Origin of the sequence: Streptomyces sp. NPDC056835 (genome assembly GCF_042789485.1) — a bacterium.
Lineage (GTDB): Bacteria > Actinomycetota > Actinomycetes > Streptomycetales > Streptomycetaceae > Streptomyces.
On the sequence record NZ_JBHUBB010000016.1, the window covers coordinates 170,009 to 186,816 of the forward strand.

The 16,808-nt window shown below is 69.5% G+C and carries 13 protein-coding genes; 10 read left to right on the forward strand and 3 right to left on the reverse strand.

Annotation, left to right across the window (positions count from 1 at the left end; translation table 11 throughout):
- Window positions 1-2 precede the first annotated feature (2 nt).
- Window positions 3-914: a sugar phosphate isomerase/epimerase family protein gene (locus ACFRMN_RS20375; protein WP_383021396.1), complete on the reverse strand. Its 912-nt coding sequence runs from the start codon at window positions 912-914 to the stop codon at window positions 3-5.
- A gap of 155 nt (window positions 915-1,069) precedes the next feature.
- Between ACFRMN_RS20375 and iolC the strand changes: the two genes are divergently transcribed.
- The 8 genes from iolC to ACFRMN_RS20415 all read left to right on the forward strand — a co-directional run bounded on the left by iolC (window position 1,070) and on the right by ACFRMN_RS20415 (window position 13,345).
- Window positions 1,070-2,146: a 5-dehydro-2-deoxygluconokinase gene (gene iolC, locus ACFRMN_RS20380; protein ID WP_383021398.1), complete on the forward strand. Its 1,077-nt coding sequence runs from the start codon at window positions 1,070-1,072 to the stop codon at window positions 2,144-2,146.
- Entirely contained in the window at window positions 2,143-3,024 is an 882-nt protein-coding gene (locus ACFRMN_RS20385) for a deoxyribose-phosphate aldolase (RefSeq protein ID WP_383021401.1), read from the forward strand. The genes iolC and ACFRMN_RS20385 overlap by 4 nt, the downstream gene beginning before the upstream one ends.
- A 16-nt stretch (window positions 3,025-3,040) precedes the next feature.
- Entirely contained in the window at window positions 3,041-4,018 is a 978-nt protein-coding gene (iolB, locus tag ACFRMN_RS20390) for a 5-deoxy-glucuronate isomerase (RefSeq protein WP_383021403.1), read from the forward strand.
- Window positions 4,015-5,889 carry a 3D-(3,5/4)-trihydroxycyclohexane-1,2-dione acylhydrolase (decyclizing) gene (iolD, locus tag ACFRMN_RS20395; RefSeq protein ID WP_383021405.1) on the forward strand — a complete coding sequence of 625 codons (1,875 nt, stop codon included), beginning with the start codon at window positions 4,015-4,017 and terminating at the stop codon, window positions 5,887-5,889. Before iolB ends, iolD begins: the two co-directional genes overlap by 4 nt.
- Window positions 5,890-5,903: 14 nt before the next feature.
- Window positions 5,904-7,403 carry a CoA-acylating methylmalonate-semialdehyde dehydrogenase gene (mmsA, locus tag ACFRMN_RS20400; RefSeq protein WP_383021408.1) on the forward strand — a complete coding sequence of 500 codons (1,500 nt, stop codon included), beginning with the start codon at window positions 5,904-5,906 and terminating at the stop codon, window positions 7,401-7,403.
- A gap of 408 nt (window positions 7,404-7,811) precedes the next feature.
- Window positions 7,812-9,653 carry an asparagine synthase (glutamine-hydrolyzing) gene (gene asnB, locus ACFRMN_RS20405; RefSeq protein WP_383021411.1) on the forward strand — a complete coding sequence of 614 codons (1,842 nt, stop codon included), beginning with the start codon at window positions 7,812-7,814 and terminating at the stop codon, window positions 9,651-9,653.
- A 267-nt stretch (window positions 9,654-9,920) separates the two neighbouring features.
- Window positions 9,921-12,488 carry an alpha/beta fold hydrolase gene (locus tag ACFRMN_RS20410; RefSeq protein WP_383021440.1) on the forward strand — a complete coding sequence of 856 codons (2,568 nt, stop codon included), beginning with the start codon at window positions 9,921-9,923 and terminating at the stop codon, window positions 12,486-12,488.
- The gene (locus ACFRMN_RS20415; protein ID WP_383021414.1) at window positions 12,485-13,345 is read left to right on the forward strand and encodes an ABC transporter permease; all 861 of its coding nucleotides are present in this window, start codon (window positions 12,485-12,487) and stop codon (window positions 13,343-13,345) included. Before ACFRMN_RS20410 ends, ACFRMN_RS20415 begins: the two co-directional genes overlap by 4 nt.
- A 122-nt stretch (window positions 13,346-13,467) precedes the next feature.
- On the opposite strand, the gene ACFRMN_RS20420 is transcribed toward ACFRMN_RS20415, so the two are convergent.
- Window positions 13,468-14,178: a DNA-binding response regulator gene (locus tag ACFRMN_RS20420; protein WP_383021416.1), complete on the reverse strand. Its 711-nt coding sequence runs from the start codon at window positions 14,176-14,178 to the stop codon at window positions 13,468-13,470.
- Window positions 14,179-14,473: 295 nt separating this feature from the next.
- On the opposite strand from ACFRMN_RS20420, the gene ACFRMN_RS20425 reads away from it, so the two are divergent.
- Window positions 14,474-14,935 (forward strand): anthrone oxygenase family protein, encoded by a 462-nt coding sequence (locus ACFRMN_RS20425; protein ID WP_365748511.1) that lies wholly within the window; start codon window positions 14,474-14,476, stop codon window positions 14,933-14,935.
- 154 nt (window positions 14,936-15,089) lie between these two features.
- Here ACFRMN_RS20425 and ACFRMN_RS20430 read toward each other — a convergent pair whose 3' ends face one another.
- Window positions 15,090-15,548 (reverse strand): ATP-binding protein, encoded by a 459-nt coding sequence (locus ACFRMN_RS20430; RefSeq protein ID WP_383021418.1) that lies wholly within the window; start codon window positions 15,546-15,548, stop codon window positions 15,090-15,092.
- 328 nt (window positions 15,549-15,876) lie between these two features.
- On the opposite strand from ACFRMN_RS20430, the gene ACFRMN_RS20435 reads away from it, so the two are divergent.
- Window positions 15,877-16,758, forward strand: coding sequence for a helix-turn-helix domain-containing protein (locus tag ACFRMN_RS20435; RefSeq protein ID WP_383021420.1), 882 nt, complete (start codon window positions 15,877-15,879; stop codon window positions 16,756-16,758).
- The last annotated feature ends 50 nt before the right edge of the window (window positions 16,759-16,808 follow it).

A 16,808-nucleotide genomic window follows, 5' to 3' on the forward strand; every position in this document is an offset into this window, starting at 1 on the left:
GGTCAGGCGCCGCAGCTCCGCAGGAAACGGCGAGTGCGTGCGGCGATCGGGAACGGCTTGTCGGGAGGGCATGGATACATGTCCTGTTCGACGATGGCGAAGAGGTCCACATCAAGCCGTTGTGCCGCGGCGAGCACCGGCTCCAGCGCGGGAATCCCGCCCGGCGGCTCACACATCACCCCGCGCCCGACCGCCGGCCCGAACGGCACCTCCTCCGCGACGACCCCGGCGAGGATCTCGGGGTCCACCTGCTTGAGATGGAGGTAGCCGATCCGCTCCCCATAGGTCTCGATCAGTTTGACGCTGTCGCCGCCGCAGTAGGCGTAGTGCCCGGTGTCCAGACAGAGCGAGACCAGATCGGGATCGGTCGCGTCGAGGAATCGGCTGACGTTCTCCTCGCTGTCGATATGGGTGTCGGCGTGCGGGTGGACGACGATGCGCAGCCCGTACCGGTCCCGCACCTCACGGCCGAGCCGCTCGGTCTGCGCCGTCAGATCACGCCACTGCTCCGCCGTCAGGGTGCGGTCCTCCAGTACCTCGCCGGTCTTGTCGTCGCGCCAGAACGAAGGGATGACGACCAGGTGGTCCGCCCCCATCGCCCGGGTGAGCGCGGCGATGTCCGCGACATGTGCCCAGGTCTTCTCCCAGACGGCGGGGCCGTGATGCAGCCCGGTGAAGACGGTTCCGGCGGAGACCTTCAGCCCGCGCCGGGTGGTCTCCTCGCCCAGCCGGACGGGATCGGAGGGGAGATAGCCGTACGGGCCGAGTTCGATCCACTCGTAGCCCGCCTCGGCGACCTCGTCGAGGAAGCGCTGCCAGGGAACCTGCTGGGGATCGTCGGGGAACCACACGCCCCAGGAATCGGGGGCCGACCCGACCCGGATGTGGTTGGACGTGGGTACGGAAGAGGTCATACCGGTCAGCTTTCCGGCCGTGCGGAAAGAGTGTCAACCCCCAGGTCCGAATGTAAGGACAAAACGTTGACAGGGCTCCGGAGCGGGCATTAGACCTGGGAGTGACGTGGACGTGGGAATGACGTCGGAGTGACCGCCGAACCGAAGGGACACGCATGCCTGAGCCGTACGACGTCATCACCATGGGCCGGATCGGGGTGGACCTCTATCCGCTGCGGACCGGGGTCCCGCTGGCCGAGGTCGACACCTTCGGAAAGTTCCTCGGCGGCTCCGCGACGAATGTCGCCGTCGCGGCGGCCCGGCTCGGCCGGCGCGCCGCCGTCATCACCCGTACCGGCCGGGACCCGTTCGGGGACTACCTGCATCAGGCGCTCAGGGAGTTCGAGGTCGATGACCGCTGGGTGACGGCGGTGGACGCGTATCCGACCCCGGTCACCTTCTGTGAGGTGTTCCCCCCGGACGACTTCCCGCTCTACTTCTACCGGCTGCCCAAGGCCCCCGATCTGGAGATCCACCCGGGCGAACTGGACCTGGACGCCATCCGTTCGGCCCGTATCTTCTGGATGACCGGCACCGGCCTGTGCGCGGAGCCCAGCCGTACGGCGACTCTCGCCGCGCTGGAAGCACGCGGAAAATCGGGGATCACCGTCTTCGATCTCGACTGGCGGCCGATGTTCTGGCCGGACGGCGCGGAGCCGAACGGTGCGGACCCGGACAGCGCGGACCCGGACGGTGCGGAGCCGGGCGCGGTGTACGCGCGGGCCCTGCGCCATGCCACTGTCGCCGTGGGGAATCTCGACGAGTGCGAAGTGGCCGTGGGCGAGCGTGAACCCCATGCCGCCGCACGGGCGCTGCTCGCCGCCGGAGTCGAGCTGGCCGTCGTCAAGCAGGGCCCCAAGGGCGTGCTCGCCGTCCATCGGGACGGCACGCGGGCCGAGGTGCCGCCCGTCCCCGTCGATGTCGTCAACGGACTCGGCGCGGGGGACGCGTTCGGCGGCGCCCTCTGCCACGGACTGCTCGCCGGCTGGGATCTGGAGCGCGTCATGCGGTACGCGAACGCCGCCGGGGCCATCGTCGCGGGCCGCCTCGCCTGCTCCTCCGCGATGCCGTACGACGAAGAGGTCGCCCGGACGCTCGCGGACGGTCGGGTTCCGGCGGGGGATCCCGCGGCGTCCGCCATAACGCCGTCCACCGCGCGGTCTTCGGTGCGATCCCCCGGGTCCCTCTCGTGAGCGGCGTCGATGTGTCCGAGCTGGTCCGGCTTCGTACGTACCACCCCGAGGCCGTCGCCGAGGCCGCCGCCCGCCGTACCCGCCGCCCCCTGCTGCGCGCCGGCGGACGGCTGATGATCATCGCGGCGGACCATCCGGGGCGCGGCGCCCTGGCCGTCGGGGACCGGCGCCTCGCCATGGCCAACCGCGCCGATCTGCTGGAGCGGCTTTGTCTGGCGCTGTCCCGGCCCGGTGTCGACGGCGTCCTGGCCACCGCGGACATCCTCGACGACCTGCTGCTCCTCGGAGCCCTGGAGGACCGCGTCGTCGTCGGCTCCATGAACCGCGGCGGGCTCGCCGGCGCCGCGTTCGAACTCGACGACCGCTTCACCGGACACCGCCCCGAGGACCTTGCCAGGCTCCGCTTCGACGCGGGCAAACTCCTCCTCCGTATCGACTACGAGGACCCGCGCTCCCTCGACACCCTCCACTCCACCGCCCGCGCCGTCGACGCCATGGCCGAACGCCGGCTGCCGGTCTTCGTCGAGCCGTTCATCTGCTACCGCGCGGACGGCCGGCTCCACACCGATCTGGGCGCGGACGCGGTGACGCGCTCGATAGCCATCGCCTCCGGACTGGGCGGTACCTCGGCGTACACCTGGCTGAAGGTTCCCGTTACCCAGAACCCCGACGATATGGCCCGGGTGATGGAGACCTCGACACTCCCGGCCGTCCTGCTGGGCGGTGAGATCGGGGGCGATCAGGAGGGCGCGTACGAGAAATGGCGCAAGGCTCTGCAACTGCCCACCGTCCGTGGGCTGGTCGTCGGCCGTTCGCTGCTCTATCCGGTCGACGGGGACGTGGCCCGCGCCGTCGATACGGCCGTGGGCCTGCTCTAGGGGGTACGGAGACTTCATGACGACCAACCACGAACCGTACGGCCGGTACGTACCCGCAGGCAGCGCCGCGTCGGGACCGTACGCCCTCGACATCGATCCGCGGCGGGCCGGCTGGTCATACAGCGGTCTGCGCGTCCTGGAGCTCCCGCCCGGCGGTACACACGTGCTGGCCGCCGGGGACAGTGAGTGGATCGTTCTTCCGCTCACCGGCGGTTGCACGGTGAGCACGCAGGGCAAAACCTTTGAACTGCGGGGCAGGGAAAGCGTGTTCAGCGGAGTCACGGACTTCGCGTACGTGCCGCGTGATGCCCACGCACAGATCGCCTCCGGTGCGGGAGGCCGCTTCGCCCTGGCAGGAGCGAAGTGCGAGCGACGACTCCCCGCTCGCTACGGCCCCGCGCCGGAGGTTCCGGTCGAGCTGCGCGGCGCGGGCGGCTGCTCGCGGCAGGTCAACAACTTCGGTGCGGCGGGGGTCTTCGCCTGCGACCGGCTCATCGCGGTCGAGGTGCTCACCCCGGGCGGCAACTGGTCGTCGTACCCGCCGCACAAACACGACGAGCACCGGCCGGGCGTCGAGTCCGAGCTGGAGGAGATCTACTACTTCGAGATCGACGGCGACGGCCTCGGCTATCACCGGGTATCGCCGTCCCGGCCCGGCGGGACGGATGTCCTCGCCGAGGTCCGTACGGGCGACACCGTCCTGATCCCGGACGGCTGGCACGGCCCGTCCATCGCCTCGCCGGGCCGGGACATGTACTACCTGAATGTGATGGCGGGGCCGGGGGAGTCGCGGGAGTGGCTGATCAGCGACCACCCTGACCACGGCTGGATCAGGGATACGTGGCCGGGGCTGGCCGTCGACCCCCGGTTGCCGTTGTACGAGGCGGCGTCGGCCGAGCCTGCACGCGCGGCCGCGGAGTCAGGGCCGCCGGCGGCATCAGCGCCCGCGCCCGCGGCCCCCGCAGCCCCCGCAGCCGAGGAGGATTCCCGATGAGTACGCGTCGTCTCACCGTCGCCCAGGCGCTGATCAGCTTCCTGTCCCGGCAGTACACCGAGCGGGACGGCCACAAGCAACGTTTGATCAACGCCACTTGGGGCATCTTCGGCCATGGCAACGTGGCGGGTATCGGCCAAGCCCTTGTCGAGTCCGCCTCGGAAATGAGGTACTTGCAGGGACGCAATGAGCAGGCCATGGTCCACGCCGCCGTCGGCTATGCCCGCCAGAGCAACCGCCTGTCCGCCCATGCCGTGACCACCTCCATCGGTCCCGGCGCCACCAACCTCGTCACCGGTGCGGCTCTCGCCACCATCAACCGCCTCCCCGTGTTGTTGCTCCCCGGTGACACCTTCGCCACCCGCCCCGCCGACCCCGTCCTGCAACAGCTCGAACTGCCCAGCGCGGGCGACATCTCCGTCAATGACGCCCTGCGGCCCGTCTCCACGTACTTCGACCGTGTCACCCGTCCCGAGGCACTGATCCCGGCCGCGCTCGCCGCGATGCGCGTGCTCAGCGACCCCGCCCAAACCGGGGCCGTCACCCTCGCCCTGCCCCAGGACGTGCAGACGGAGGCGTACGACTGGCCGGAGGAGTTCTTCTCCGAACGCGTCTGGCGAGTCCGCCGTCAGGCGCCCGATCCCGACGAACTCGCCGAGGCGGTACGGCTGGTACGGGAAGCCCGCCGTCCCCTGCTCGTCGCGGGCGGCGGAGTGCACCACAGCGCGGCGGAGGACGTGCTCGCCGCGTTCGCCACAGAGACCGGTATTCCGGTCGCCGCCACCCAGGCCGGCAAGGGCTCGTTGCCGTACGACCATCCCTGCGAGGTCGGCGGCATCGGCCACACCGGCACGGCCACCGCCAATGAACTGGCCAGGACCGCCGATCTCGTGATCGGCGTCGGCACCCGCTGGTCGGATTTCTCCACCGCGTCCAGCACGCTCTTCTCGAACCCCGCCGTCCGCTTCCTCAATATCAATGTCACCGGCTTCGACGCCCACAAGCTCGCGGCCGACCCGCTGGTGGCGGACGCCCGTACGGCCCTGCAACTGCTCGCCGCCGGGCTCGTGGGCCACCGTGTCGCGCCTGCCTACGCCACCGAATACACCGAGGACAAGGAGCGCTGGGAGTACCGCGTCGCCGCCGCGTTCACCGCCGACGAGGATCTCGTACGCCCCACCCAGGCGCAGGTCCTCGGCGCGCTCGACGCTCTGGTCACCGACGAGGACATCGTCATCAACGCGGCCGGATCGCTCCCCGGCGATCTCCACAAGCTGTGGCGGGCCCGCTCCCGCGACCAGTACCACGTGGAGTACGGCTACTCCTGCATGGGCTACGAGATCCCGGCGGCCATCGGCGTGCAGCTCGCGGCGCCGGGCCGGCCGGTCTGGGCGCTCGTCGGCGACGGTACGTATCTGATGAATCCCACCGAAATCGTCACAGCCGTCCAGGAGCGGCTGCCCTTCAAGGTGGTGATCCTCCAGAACCACGGCTACGCCTCCATCGGCGGCCTGTCCGAGACGGTCGGCGCGGAACGGTTCGGCACGGCCTACCGATTCCGGGCCGACGACGGGACGTACACCGGCGCCCCGCTGCCCGTCGATCTCGCTGCCAACGCGGCCTCCCTCGGCCTGCGGGTGATCCGCGCCAAGACTGTTCGCGACCTGCGTGAAGCCCTGGCCGAGGCGCGCGCCGCCGACGCTCCCACATGTGTCTATGTGGAGACCGAAACGGCAGACACTGTGTCGGGCGTCCCTCCGGCCCAGGCATGGTGGGATGTCCCCGTGGCCGAGACCGCGACGCGCCCGTCCGCGGTCAAGGCCCGTGAGCAGTACGACCGGCACGTAGCCGCCCGCCGCCGCCAGCTGTGAAGGAGCACAACGGAATGAAGACCGTCAACCACTGGATCGGTGGCAAGACCGTCGAGGGCGCGTCGGGCAACTGGGGCCCGGTGACCGACCCGGCGACCGGCGCCGTCACCACACAGGTCGCGCTCGCCTCCGCCGAGGAGGTGGACAGCGCGGTCGCCGCCGCGAAGGCCGCGTACGCCACCTGGGGGACCTCCTCCCTCGCCCAGCGCACGGGCATCCTCTTCCGCTACCGCGCGCTGCTGGACGCCCGCCGTGACGACATCGCCGCCCTGATCACCGCCGAGCACGGCAAGGTGCACTCGGACGCGCTCGGCGAGGTCGCCCGGGGCCTGGAGATCGTCGAACTGGCCTGTGGGATCACCACCCAGCTCAAGGGGGAGCTGTCCACACAGGTCTCCAGCCGCGTCGACGTCTCCTCGATCCGCCAGCCGCTGGGCGTGGTCGCCGGCATCACACCGTTCAACTTCCCGGCGATGGTGCCGATGTGGATGTTCCCGCTGGCGGTCGCCTGCGGGAACACCTTCGTGCTCAAGCCCAGCGAGAAGGACCCCTCGGCGGCGAACCTGCTGGCGGAGCTGGCCGCCGAGGCCGGTCTGCCCGACGGAGTGCTGAATGTCGTGCACGGCGACAAGGTCGCGGTGGATGCCCTGCTCGCCCACCCGGATGTGGCGGCGGTCTCGTTCGTCGGCTCCACCCCGATCGCCCGCCACATCCACACGACGGCCTCCGCCAACGGCAAGCGCGTCCAGGCGCTCGGCGGCGCCAAGAACCACATGCTGGTACTGCCGGACGCCGACCTCGACGCCGCAGCGGACGCGGCGGTCTCGGCCGCCTACGGTTCCGCCGGTGAGCGCTGCATGGCGATCTCCGCGGTCGTGGCGGTGGGCGCGATCGGTGACGAACTGGTCGCCAAGATCCGGGAGCGCGCCGAGAAGATCAAGATCGGCCCCGGCAACGACCCGGCCTCCGAGATGGGCCCGCTCATCACCAAGGCCCACCGCGACAAGGTCGCCGGCTATGTCACGGGCGCCGCGGCCCAGGGCGCCGAAGTCGTCCTGGACGGTACGGGGCACACGGTCGAGGGCTTCGAGGAAGGCCACTGGATCGGGCTCTCGCTGCTCGACAAGGTCTCCACGGACTCCGACGCGTACCGTGACGAGATCTTCGGCCCGGTGCTGGTCGTGCTGCGTACGGAGACGTACGAGGAGGGCGTCGGCCTGATCAACGCCTCCCCCTTCGGCAATGGCACGGCCATCTTCACCCGCGACGGCGGCGCCGCCCGCCGCTTCCAGCTGGAGATCGAGGCCGGCATGGTCGGGGTGAACGTACCGATCCCGGTGCCCGTCGGCTATCACTCCTTCGGTGGCTGGAAGGACTCTCTCTTCGGCGACCATCACATCTACGGCAACGACGGCGTGCACTTCTACACGCGCGGCAAGGTGGTCACCACCCGCTGGCCGGACCCGTCAGAGGCTCCGGCGGGCGTGGACCTCGGGTTCCCGCGCAACCACTGACACGCCACTCCCGGCCCTGATCGCGGCCGTGGCCCGTATGACGTCCCGCGTCGTACGGGCCACGGCCGTATACCGGCTCGCCTTGCCGGCGGCCGGTTGATGAACTCTTTGCCCGTGGCTTGATCGGGGCTCTCTCCCGCGCCGACGGCGCCGCCACGGCCCTGGCACGCCCAGGATCCCGGTCCAGAGCAATTCATTACCTTTCGCGGCGTACGGCTGAAAGTGCCCGGTTCGCGTAACCGGACACCGGGCGACGCGTTGACCGAGCGCAGTCGTATGACTCACGCTCGTTACATAGGTGCTGGATACAACTGATCTGGCCCGGTGCCCCGTCCTGCCGTGAACCCCGGACTTGTCCACGGTCTCCGACCTGCGCTCCGGCCTGGGATCGGAAGCAGGAGGACACACATGTGTGGCATCACCGGCTGGGTCTCCTTCGACCGTGATCTGCGTTCCGCGTCCGAAACATTGGATGCGATGACGGAAACCATGTCCTGCCGGGGCCCCGACGACCGCGGCACCTGGATCAGCGGCCCCGCGGCCCTCGGCCACCGCCGACTGGCGATCATCGACCTGCCGGGCGGACGTCAGCCCATGACGCTCGACACCCCGCAGGGCACCCTGGCACTCGTCTACTCGGGCGAGACCTACAACTTCACCGAACTGCGGCGCGAACTGACGGACCGGGGCCACCGGTTCATCACCGACTCCGACACCGAGGTCGTCCTGCACGGCTATCAGGAGTGGGGCGAGGAGATGGCGGAACGTCTCAACGGCATGTACGCCTTCGCGATCTGGGACGGCCGCACCGACAGGCTCGTGATGATCCGCGACCGGATGGGCATCAAGCCCTTCTACTACTATCCGACCCCCGACGGTGTGCTGTTCGGCTCCGAGCCCAAGGCGATCCTCGCCAACCCGCTCGCCCGCGCCCGCGTCCGGCTGGACGGAGTGCGTGAACTCTTCGCCTTCGTGAAAACGCCCGGCCACGCGGTGTGGGACGGAATGCGCGAGGTCGAGCCCGGCACCGTACTGACCCTGGACCGGGCCGGACTGCGCCGGCGGGTCTACTGGTCGCTGGAGACCCGGCCGCACACCGACGACCGTGACACTTCGGTGGCGCGGGTACGCACGCTCCTCGACGACATCGTGCGGCGCCAGCTCGTCGCGGACGTACCGCGTTGCACGCTCCTCTCCGGCGGCCTCGACTCCTCCGCGATGACGGCGCTGGCCGCGCGTCAACTGGCCGAAACCGGCGAGCGAGTCCGCAGCTTCTCCGTCGATTTCCTCGGCCAAACCGAGAACTTCGTCGCCGACGAGCTGCGCGCGACCCCGGACACCCCGTTCGTACACGACGTCGCGCGCGCGTCGGGCACCGAGCACCAGGACATCGTGCTCGACTCCCATGCTCTGGCCGACCCCGAGGTGCGCAGCCGGATGATCCGGGCCCGCGACCTCCCCATGGGCTTCGGCGACATGGACTCCTCCCTCTACCTCCTCTTCCGGGCCATCCGGCAGCACTCGACCGTCGCGCTCTCCGGCGAATCGGCCGACGAGGTCTTCGGCGGCTACCTCCAGTTCTTCGACGAGGAGGCCAGGCAGGCCGAGATGTTCCCGTGGCTGGTGCGCGTCGCCGACCACTTCGGCGACGACGCCGACGTACTGCGCGGCGATGTGAGGGCGGCCGTGAACCTGCCGGACTTCCTCCGCGAGAGCTACGCCACGGCCGTCGCCGGCATCGAACGCCTCAGCGGCGAGAGCGACTTCGAGTACCGGATGCGCAAGATCTGCTATCTCCACCTGACCCGTTTCGTACGGATCCTGCTGGACCGCAAGGACCGCGCGAGCATGGCCGTCGGTCTGGAGGTCCGGGTGCCGTTCTGCGACCACCGGCTCGTCGAGTACGTCTACAACACCCCGTGGTCCCTGAAGTCCTTCGACGGCAGGGAGAAGAGCCTGCTGCGGGAGGCGACGGCCGACCTGCTGCCGAAATCGGTGTACGACCGGGTGAAGAGCCCCTATCCGTCCACCCAGGACCCCAAGTACGCCGTAGCCCTCCAGGAACTCGCCAAGGACCTGCTCTCGCACCCGTCCCACCGGGTCTTCGACCTGGTGGACGCCGACCGGGTCCGGCAAGCGGCGGAGCGCGACACCCCACAGATCGGCCAGGCATCGCGCCGCGGCCTGGAACGCACGCTGGACCTGGCGATCTGGCTGGACATGTACAACCCGGAGATCACTCTGACCTGAAAGGCCGGCGGGAGACGAACTCCTCGGACGGCTCCGGCCGTCGCCGCCCGGCGGATCTCCATCCCTTTTCCGCCTCCTCGGTAAGGTTCCGCATACCGCGTCTGGTGTACGGAGACGGCATCCGTACTACCCGGGGATACTTTCGAGTTCCGCCCGGTGTCAGTACGGCCGGGGCCGGAGCCCGTTTAGGGTTCAAGCATGGAGCTACGAACCCCCCGCCGGTTTCGGCCGCGCGCGCGATGGCTCGCCGGCCTTGGCGTCGCCGCCGTGCTCGTCGGAGCCGGGACCTGGACCGCCGTCGCCTCGGACGGTGCGCCCGCCGTGCACCGCACGGACCAGGTGCTGTCGATGGACGGCGCCAAGATCGACACCTCGTACTTCACCGCGGGCAGCGGGCGGCGGCCGGCCGTGCTGGTCGGGCACGGCTTCGGCGGCAGCAAGGACGACGTACGAGCCCAGGCCGAGAAGCTCGCCCGGGACGGATACGCGGTGCTGACCTGGTCGGCCCGTGGTTTCGGGAAGTCCACCGGTGAAATTGGGCTCAATGACCCCGATCATGAGGTCAAGGACGTCTCCCGGATGATCGACTGGCTCGCCGCCAGGCCCGAGGTGCGGCTCGACGCCAAGGGCGATCCCCGGGTGGGGGTGACCGGCGCCTCGTACGGTGGTGGCATCTCGCTGCTCGCCGCCGGATACGACAAGCGGGTCGATGCGATCGCCCCGCTGATCACCTACTGGAACCTCGCCGACGCGCTCTTCCCCAATGGTGTTTTCAAGAAGCTCTGGGCCGGAATCTTCTTCTCCACCGGCGGTGGCTGCGAGACGTTCCAGAAGGAACTCTGCGACATGTACCAGCGGGTCGCCGTCTCCGGCACGCCGGACGAGGCCGCCCGTAATCTCCTGGAAGAGCGCAGCCCGTCCGCCGTCGGTGACCGTATCGACGTGCCCGCGCTGATCGTCCAGGGCCAGACCGACTCCCTCTTCCCGCTCGGCCAGGCCGACGCCATGGCGAAGGCGATCAGCGCCAATGGCGCACCCGTCGACGTCGACTGGATGGCGGGCGGACACGACGGCGGTGACCGGGAGAGCGGCCGGTTGGAGAGCCGGATCTCTTCCTGGTTCGACCGTTATCTCAAGGACGACAAGGGCGCGGACACCGGCCCCGCGTTCCGCGTCAGCCGGACCGGAGGTGTCGACTCCACCGACGGCCAGGCCCTGTTGCGGGGCGCGAGCAGCGACCGCTACCCCGGCCTGGAGAGCGGCACCACCGAGATCCCGCTCAGCGGCGGCACGCAGACCTTCGCCAACCCGGCGGGCGGAAGCCCGCCTGCCATCTCCGCCGTACCGGGCGTCGGCGGCGGACTCTCCCAGCTGTCCTCGTTCGGCGTCGGGCTCTCCCTCGACTTCCCTGGACAGCACGCGCGCTTCGACTCCGCACCGCTCGACCGGTCGCTGCGGATCACCGGCTCGCCGACCGTCCGGGCCACCGTCACCTCCGACAGCGGTGACGCGGTGCTGTTCGCCAAGGTGTACGACGTCGGGCCCGACGGCCGCCAGCAGGTGCTGCCCTCGCAGCTCGTCTCGCCCATACGGGTCGAGGACGCGCGCGAGGGCAGGACGGTGGAGCTCACCCTGCCCGCCGTGGACCATCAGGTCGTGCCGGGGCACCGGCTCCGCGTCGTCCTCTCCGCCACCGACCTCGGCTATGCCTCCCCGGCGGCCCCGGCCACCTACCGGGTCTCCGTCGACGGCCCGCTGACCGTACCGACCGTGCCCGCGCTCACCACCGGATCCACCGCACTGCCCGCGTGGACCTGGGGACTGCCGGCCGCAGGTGTACTGATCGCGGCCGCACTGCTGCTCACCGCCCGGCGCCGCACCAGCGCGCCGGCGCCCGATCCCGCGCTCGCGGAGGTGCCGCTGCGGATCACCGGGCTGACGAAGCGGTACGCCGGGGCCGCCGACCGCTACGCGGTCCGTGATCTCTCCTTCCAGGTCGAGAAGGGCCAGGTCCTCGGCCTTCTCGGCCCGAACGGCGCCGGCAAGACCACCACCCTGCGCATGCTGATGGGGCTGATCAGCCCCGACGCGGGCGAGATCCGTGTCTTCGGGCATGCCATCAGGCCGGGCGCTCCGGTGCTCTCCCGGGTCGGCTCGTTCGTCGAGGGCGCGGGCTTCCTGCCGCATCTGTCGGGCCGGGCCAACCTGGAGCTGTACTGGCAGGCCACCGGCCGGCCCGCCGAGGATTCCCAGATCGAGGAGGCCCTGGAGATCGCCGGGCTCGGCGACGCGCTCGCGCGGGCCGTACGCACGTACTCGCAGGGCATGCGACAGCGGCTCGCGATCGCCCAGGCCATGCTCGGCATGCCGGATCTGCTGATCCTCGACGAACCGACCAATGGTCTCGACCCGCCCCAGATCCGTGAGATGCGGGACGTGATGATCAAGTACGCGGCCGGGGGCAGGACCGTGATCGTCTCCAGTCACCTCCTCTCCGAGGTCGAGCAGTCCTGTACGCATCTGGTCGTCATGCACCGCGGGCAGCTCGTCCAGGCCGGCCCGGTCACGGAGATCACCGGTGCGGGCGACACCCTGCTCGTCGCCACCGCCGAGGAGGTGCCTGAGCCCGTGGTCGAGAAGATCGCCGCGCTGGCGGGCATCGGCTCGGCGGTCCGTACGGACGACGGACTCGGTCTGCTCGTACGGCTCGACGGGGCGAGCACCAACGCGCTGGTCACAGAGTTGATCCGGCTGGATGTCCCGCTGACGGGTGTCGGACCGCACCGCCGCCTGGAGGACGCGTTCCTCAACCTGATCTCAGGAGGCTCCGCATGAGCGCGCTGATGGAATCGGCCCCCGGCTACCGGGCCCGGCGCACCCTGCCGCTGCGGGTCGAGGCGCTGCGGCAGCTGAAGCGCAGACGGACGCTGGCGATGGGCATCATGCTCGCCGTGCTGCCCTTCATCCTGATCGTGGCTTTCGCGATCGGCGGCACCCCGGGTGCCGACGATCCGGGCGACCGGGTGACCCTGATGGACACCGCGACCGCCTCCGGCGCCAACTTCGCGGCCACCTGCCTCTTTGTCTCCGCGGGCTTTCTGCTGGTGGTGCCCGTCGCGCTGTTCCACGGGGACACGGTCGCCTCCGAGGCGAGCTGGTCCTCGCTGCGGTATCTCCTCGCCGCGCCCGTGCCACGGGCCCGGCTGCTCTGGAGCAAGCTGGCGGTGGCGCTCGGTATGAGCGCGGCGGCGATGCTGCTGCTGCCGCTGGTCGCTCTGGCGGCAGGCACCGCGGCCTATGGCTGGGGGCCACTCGAACTGCCCACGGGCGGCTCCCTGGCCACCGCCGACGCGGTGCCCCGGCTGGCACTCGTCGTCGCGTTCATCTTCGTCTCCCAACTGGTGACCGCCGGCCTCGCCTTCTGGCTGTCCACCAAGACCGACGCACCCCTGGGCGCGGTCGGCGGGGCGGTCGGGCTGACGATCATCGGTAATGTGCTGGACGCCGTGACGGCGCTCGGTTCCTGGCGGGACTTCCTGCCGGCGCACTGGCAGTTCGCCTGGGCGGACGCGCTCCAGCCGCAACTGGAGTGGAGCGGCATGGTGAAGGGCGCGGCGATTTCGGTGACCTACGCCGTGGTGCTGTTCGCGCTCGCCTTCCGGGGCTTCTCGCGTAAGGACGTTGTTTCGTAAAGACGTTGTTTCGTAAGGACGTTGTCCGCTGCCGCCCGGCAGGGTCCACACGTGACCTGCGCTGGACGCGCTGGGCCAGTGTCGGCATTACCCGTTGATCCACCGGGATTACGGGACAGCCCTCAGATCCACCCCCTTCGAGCCGCTTCCGCACCCGCCCGGAAGCGGCTCGTCGTGCCGAGGGCGGTGAGCAGATCGCCCACCCGACGGCTGTACGTACGGCTGGACATGCCCAGCCGGGTCGCGGCCGTCTCGTCGGTGAGCCCGGCGAGCAGTGCCTCCAGGACGGGCCGCAGATGTCCCGGCAGACCCCCGGGCGAGGGGAGCGCGGCGGTCGGCAGCTCCTCGCCCGTGTCCCACCACGTCTGGTGCGTACGGACCAGGGCCTGGACGACCACCGGATCGCGGATCAACAGCAGCCCGTGGTAGTGGAGTTGGAGATCGAGAGGGACCGCGGCGACCGAGCGGTCCACCAGGACCATCTTGAACGGGATGGAGTCCGTCTGTCTGGCCCGGCCGGGCAGGTCCCGGGGGAGTGGGTACGAAAGCCCGGCGAGCCCATGGCGCGGCACGATCCGGCGGACACCGACCGCGCTCGACCGTCCCCGCGCTCTGCCTCCCGGGCCGCCGTCATGCCAGCTCTGCTCGCCCGCCGCACGCACACAGGCGCCGGCGAATTCAAGGAACTGCTCCGGGATGCACTGCCCCAGACAACTGCCCGGGTCATCGAAGATCAGCAACTCCCGGCGGGCGGAACGGACCAGGGCTGTCAGCGTCGCCGTCACCTCCCGCACACCCTGGATCGGCCGGCCGGGCGGATGGGGCGTGTCCACCACGTCCTCCCGCGCTCCGCCCACCGGCAATGTCGACCTGTTGAGCACAGAACCCGAAACCTCTGCCACGGCTGACCACCCCCGCCATCCCCTCGGAGCCGTACGCCACTCCATGTACGCACATCATTGCTCACCGTGACAAGTGCCAGTACGGAGAGTGGCGACTCCATGCCAGAGCTTCCAGAACCGGCCCATACTCCCGCAGTCTGGGTGATCGGTGGCGGCCGGACAGATGTGATCGAGAAGCCCTCAAGAACCGTGCCCCGTCGGCCTTTCCGTGCGCCATGATGTGCGCATGGCCACTCTGCTGCTCGCTCTCGCCGCGATCTCCACGGGTCTGTTCGCGGGGTACTTCCTGATCTTCCAGACCGGCATCATGCCCGCCCTGGGCCGGCTGAACGACGAGCAGTTCGTCGCGGCCATGCGCCGGGTCAATGAGTACGTGCCCCGCCCGGTCTTCCTGCTCACCTTCCTCGCCGTGGTGGCGTTCCCGGCCGCGGCGCTCGCCATACCCGTCGACGGGCGCTCGGACACACAGCGCTGGCTCCTGGTGGCCGGACTGGTCTGTGCCGTCCTCAATCATCTGGTCACCATCGGCGGCAACGTACCGCTCAACAACGCGCTCGCTTCGGCCACTTCTTCACCCGACGGTGTGGCGCGCGCGGCCTTCGAGTCCCGGTGGAACACCTTCCACCTCATCCGCACGCTCTTCTCCGTCGCGGCCTTCGCGCTGGTGGTCGGCGCCGCCCTCTCGTGACCTGCGGCGGGCCCGGCCGAGTCCGGCCCGGCCGAGTCCCGCCCGACCAAGTCCCGCCCAGCCGAGTCCGGCTCGGCCCGGCTGGGCCGACCCGATCGGCAGACCCCTGTACTGCCGCTCGGGACCGGCTACAGTCCCCGACCCGCCATGCCGTTCAGATGCCGGACCCGTGATTCAGCGGGAGCATCGCCCAAACCGTGCGCCCCACCCCGCCCTCGCGGGATCCGACGCCCCACGCCTCGGCCAGGCTCTCCACCAGCAGCAGTCCACGCCCGTTCTCCGCGCGGGAGTCGGGGCTGCGGGGGCTGGGCCCCGCGTCCCGCGCGCCCTGGTCGTGGACGTCGAGCCGTACATGCTCGGCCAGGAGCCGCACCTCACAGCTGATCAGCGTGCTGGCCGTGTGGAGCACGGCGTTGGTGAACAGTTCCGAGACGACGAGAACGGCGACATCGCACAGATCCGTGTGCAGTCTCCACCCCTGAAGCTCATCACGGAGCCAATGCCGCGCTCTGGCGACGGAGTCCCGTCGGCTGGGAAGCGTGAAGGCGCTTCTGTACGCGGGATGCCGGCCGTGTTCGCGCCTGTCGTGCTCGTACGCGTCATGCCCGTACATGTCATGCCCGTACGCGTCATGAACGTAGGTGTCGTGACAGTGCGTACGCGCACGGAGCCCGGGGCCGGTTATCTCGTCTTGTCGGCCGACCGAGGCACACCAGGCACCCCAGGGGTGCCGAGCACGCGCTTCTAACTCCCCGGCGAGGGGCAGGGGTTGCTTGTGTGCACGGTGATCCGTGATGTGAGCCACGCGTTCACTATGAGCGCTGGCGGTCACAGGCCGCAACCGATCGTTCTGATAATTTCACAATGCTCCACATCTCTCTGGATAGAGCCCCACTCACCTGTCAGACTTCATGAGATGAGTCGACGTCAGGAGACCCCGCATGAGTGAGGCTCGTCCGGGAACCGCGCCCACCGTTCTCCGTATCGTTCTGGGCAAGCGGCTCGGGGCACTCCGTGAGAAGGCGGGGGTGTCCCGTGAGAAGGCTGCGAAAGTCCTGGATGTCGCTCCGCTGACCATTCGCCGTATGGAGAATTCCGAGGTCAGCCTCAAACTCCCCTATGTCCTGTTGCTATTGCAGGCGTACGGAGTCACGGAGAGTGAGGCCGAGGAGTTCGCCGAGCTGGTCAAAAGCGCCAACAAGCCCGGCTGGTGGCATCGCTACCGGGACGCGCTGCCCGGCTGGTTCAGCGCATACATCAGCCTGGAGGACCAGGCCAGTCTGATCAGGACGTATGAACCCCACTATGTGCCGGGCCTGTTGCAGACCGAGGAGTACGCCCGCGGCGTGCTGCGGGCGGGCGCGCACCGTAACGACGAGGAGCTGGAGCGGCGCGTCGCGCTGCGCGTCAAGCGTCAGCAGCTGCTCACCAAGGCCGACGCGCCCTTTCTGTGGATTCTGATGGAAGAAGCGGTCCTGCGCAGACCCGTCGGCAATCCGGAGGTGATGCGGGGACAGGTCGACCGGCTGCTGGAAGCCACCGAGATCCCCAACGTCACTTTGCAGATCATGCCGTTCGCGATCGGACCGCATCTCGGGGCGTTCGGACCGTTCCATCTCTTCCGGTTCGATATACCCGAACTGCCCGATGTCGTCTACACCGAGAATCTTACCGGCGCCGTCTATATGGATCAGCGCCCCGATATCGCCGCCTATCTGGAAGTCCTGGACAACATGTCCGCCCGGGCGGCACCCGTTGACGAAACCAGAGCTTTTCTCCTAGTGTCTTGTGATTCTGATCGTGTTACTTCGAGTTGTTATTGACGAGTTTCTTCACGCTGGTCTGGACGAGTCGGACCTTGGTGAGGATCTCG